Source organism: Streptomyces sp. NRRL S-118 (assembly GCF_000716335.1).
Taxonomy (GTDB): Bacteria; Actinomycetota; Actinomycetes; order Streptomycetales; family Streptomycetaceae; genus Streptomyces.
Genome location: NZ_KL591051.1, coordinates 2,108 through 5,918, shown reverse-complemented (window position 1 = coordinate 5,918; position 3,811 = coordinate 2,108). Strand labels below are relative to the sequence as shown.

General features: G+C 74.6%; 2 protein-coding genes. Both read left to right on the top strand.

Going from position 1 to position 3,811, the window contains the following annotated elements; translation table 11 throughout:
- A partial coding sequence (locus IH00_RS38520) for an SDR family NAD(P)-dependent oxidoreductase (RefSeq protein WP_158828203.1) occupies window positions 1-3,442 on the top strand: 3,442 nt, incomplete at its 5' end.
- The coding region (locus IH00_RS39365; protein ID WP_031080771.1) for a beta-ketoacyl synthase N-terminal-like domain-containing protein at window positions 3,439-3,811 on the top strand (373 nt) is incomplete at its 3' end. The genes IH00_RS38520 and IH00_RS39365, both read left to right, overlap by 4 nt.

Sequence of the window (3,811 nt, the reverse complement as noted above, 5' to 3'; positions counted from 1 at the left end):
GCCGCTGCTCCTGGCGGACGGCGTCACACGGCAGGTGCAGGTCATCGTCGGCTCCGCGGGGGACGACGGCCGCCGCGAGGTGGCGATCTACTCCCGCCCCAGGGGCGACGAGGAGGAGCAGCCCGAGACCACCTGCCACGGCCGCGGATGGCTGGCCGTGGACGCGCTGCCGCCGGAGCCGTTCCCGGCGCAGTGGCCGCCCGCCGGCGCGGAACCCGCGGCCGCCGGACTGCTCTACGAGCGGCTGGCGGACATCGGCCTCGACTACGGGCCCCTGTTCCAGGGAGTCCGGGCGGCCTGGCACGCCGGGGACACGGTCTACGCCGACGTCGCGCTGCCCGACGACACCGCGACCGGCGGATTCGCCCTGCACCCCGCGCTGTTCGACGCCGCGCTGCACGGTGCGCTGCTGTCGAAGGAGGCCGGAACGCCGGTGGACCTGCCGTTCTCCTGGTCCGGAGTACGGCTCGGGCGGACCGGGCCCACCCGGGTACGGGTGCGGATCACGCCGGCGGGCTCCGCGCTGCGCGTCGACATCGCGGACGACGCCGGGGCGATGGTCGCGGCGGTCGACGCCCTCGGGCTGCGCCCGCTGGAGCCCGGGCAGCTCGACGGCGCACGGGCCGCCGGGAACACGCTCTTCCAGGTCGACTGGGCCGAGGTCACGGCCGGGCCGCCGGCGTCGGCGAAGGTCGTGCGGCTCGGTACCGACCATGCGGACCTCGACGCGCTGGAGCGGGCACTGTCCGAGGGCGCACAGGCGCCGGACCTGGTCGTCGCCGTGATCGAGGCGCCGTCCGGCGAACCGGCCGCGGCGGCGCGCGCGGTGGGCGCCGACACGCTGGCCCTGGTCCAGCGGTGGCTGGCCGGCGAGTGGCTCGGCGAGTCCCGGCTGGCCGTGGTGACCCGCGGCGGCATCGCCGTGGGCGACGAGCCGGCGGACGTGGCACAGGCCCCGGCCTGGGGACTGGTCCGCAGCGCCCAGTCCGAGCACCCGGGCCGGTTCCTGCTGGTGGACCTCGACGGCGCCGACGAGCCCGACTGGGGTTCGCTGCTCGCTCCCGACGAGCCGCAGCTCGCCGTACGGGCGGGCAGGCTGCTGGCGCCGCGGCTCGGACGTACGGATGAGCCGCTGCCGGTGGACGGCGCGTGGCGGCTGGCCGTCGGCCGCGCCGGCTCGCTGGACGACCTGGCGATCGCTCCGTCCGACGGGATGCGGTCCCTCGGCGCCGGTGAGGTGCGCGTCTCGGTCCGGGCCGCGGGCCTGAACTTCCGCGACGTACTGATCGCACTGGGCCTGTACCCGGGTGAGGCCCCGCTCGGCAGCGAGGCCGCCGGCGTGGTGCTCGAAGTCGGCGCGGACGTCACCGACCTGGCCCCCGGGGACCGTGTGTTCGGCCTGATCACCGACGCGTTCGGACCGGTCGCCGTGGCCGACCGGCGCACGGTCGTACCGATGCCGCCCGGGCTGTCGTTCGTGGAGGCCGCCGCGGTGCCCGTGGTGTACCTGACCGCCTACTACGGCCTGGTCGACCTGGCCGGACTGCGGCCCGGCGAACAACTGCTGGTGCACGCGGCGGCCGGTGGCGTCGGGATGGCCGCCATACAGCTGGCCCGCCACCTCGGGGCGGAGGTGTTCGCGACGGCGAGCCCGCACAAGTGGGACGCGGTACGGGCACTGGGCGTCCCCGAGGAGCGGATCGCGTCCTCGCGCGACCTGGACTTCCGGCAGGCGTTCCTGGACGCCACCGGCGGCGCGGGCGTGGACGTGGTCCTGAACTCGCTCGCCGGTGAGTTCGTCGACACCTCGCTGGAACTGCTGCTCCCCCGGGGCGGCCGGTTCATCGAGATGGGCAAGACCGACATCCGCGACCCCGAGGTCGTCGCTCGCGAGAACGCGGGCGTCCGGTACCGCTCCTTCGACATGATCGAAGCCGGGCCGGAGCGGATCCAGGAGATGCTGGCCGATATCGCCGCACTGTTCGGCCGGGGTGTGCTCACCCCGTCGCCGATCCGCACCTGGGACGTGCGCCGGGGCCGGGAAGCGTTCCGGTTCCTCCGCGAGGGCCACAACATCGGCAAGATCGTGTTCACCCTCCCGGCACCGCTCGACCCCGACGGCACCGTGCTGGTCACCGGTGGCACCAGCGGCCTGGGAGCCCGGTTCGCCCGGCACCTGGCCGAGCACCACGGCGCCCGGCACCTGCTGCTGGTGAGCCGCCGCGGCCCGGCCGCCGACGGTGTGGAGCAACTGGTCGGCGAACTGGAGGCGCTGGGCGCCACGGTCCGGGTGGAGGCGTGCGACGCGGCCGACCGGGACCGCCTGGCAGAAGTGCTCGGTTCCCTGGAACGACCGCTGACCGCGGTCGTGCACTCCGCCGGCGTACTCGACGACGGAGTGGTCGAGGCCCTCACCGCGGAACAGGTCGACCGGGTGATGCGCCCGAAGATCGACGCCGCGTGGAACCTGCACGAGCAGACCCTGGGGCAGGAGCTGTCCGCGTTCGTACTGTTCTCGTCGGCCGCGGGGCAGCTCGGCAACCCGGGTCAGGCGAACTACGCCGCCGCGAACGCCGCCCTCGACGCGCTGGCACACCAGCGGCGCGCGACGGGTCTCCCGGCCACCTCCCTCGCATGGGGCCTGTGGGCCGGTGCCACCGGCATGACCGGCGCCATGGACGAGGCGGATCTCGACAGGATGGCGCGCACCGGCATCGGCGCGCTCTCCGCCGACCTCGGCCTGGAGCTGTTCGACCGGAGCCTCGGATCGGACGCGGCCCTGACGGTGCCGCTGCGGCTGGACCTGCCCGTGCTGCGCACCCAGGCGCGGGACGGGACGCTGCCGGCCCTGCTGCGCGGGCTCGTCCGCGCACCGGCACGGCGCGCCGCGCCGGCGGGCGGTTCACTGGCCCAGCGGCTCGCCGGAGTGGCCGGGCCGGAGCGCGAGCAGGTCGTACTGGAACTGGTGCAGGCGCAGGTCGCGGCCGTCCGCGGCAACGCGTCCGCGGCCGAGGTCGAGCCGGACCGGGCGTTCAAGCTGCTCGGGTTCGACTCGCTGGCCGCGGTCGAACTGCGCAACCGGCTCGCCAGGCAGACCGGTCTGAAGCTGCCCGCCACCCTCGTGTTCGACCACCCGACCCCCGCCGAGGTCGCGCGGCTGCTCCTCAAGGAGGTCGGCGGGGCCGCGGAACAGGAAGGGCGGTCGCCGTTCGACGAGGAACTGCGCGCGCTCGAGGAACTGCTGATCACCGTGGCGGACGACGAACTCACGCTGGCCGGCCTCGAACCGCGCCTGCGCTATCTGAGCAACCGGCTGCGCGCCCTGCTCAGCGGAACGGGCGGAGAACCCTCCGCCGTGGACGCGGAGCCGGATGAGGACCTGGACGTGGCGTCCGACGACGAGGTGTTCGACCTACTCGACAAGGAGTTCGGATCCGCATGAACGGGAACACGAACGAGCAGAAGCTGCGCACCTACCTGCGGAAGGCGACCACGGAGCTGCGCACGGCCAACAGCCGCGTGCGCGAGCTGGAGGAGCGCGACAGCGAGCCGCTGGCGATCGTCGGCATGAGCTGCCGCTACCCCGGGGACGTGACGTCGCCGGACGAGCTGTGGGAGCTCGTGGCGGCCGGTCGGGACGCCACGACCGGCCTGCCGACCGACCGCGGCTGGGACCTGGAGCGGCTGAACGGCCCGGATCCCGACCAGCCCGGGACCGTGACCACCAGCAGGGGCGGCTTCGTCCAGGGCGTCGGCGACTTCGACGCGGACTTCTTCGGGATCAGCCCGCGCGAGGCCCTCGCCATGGACC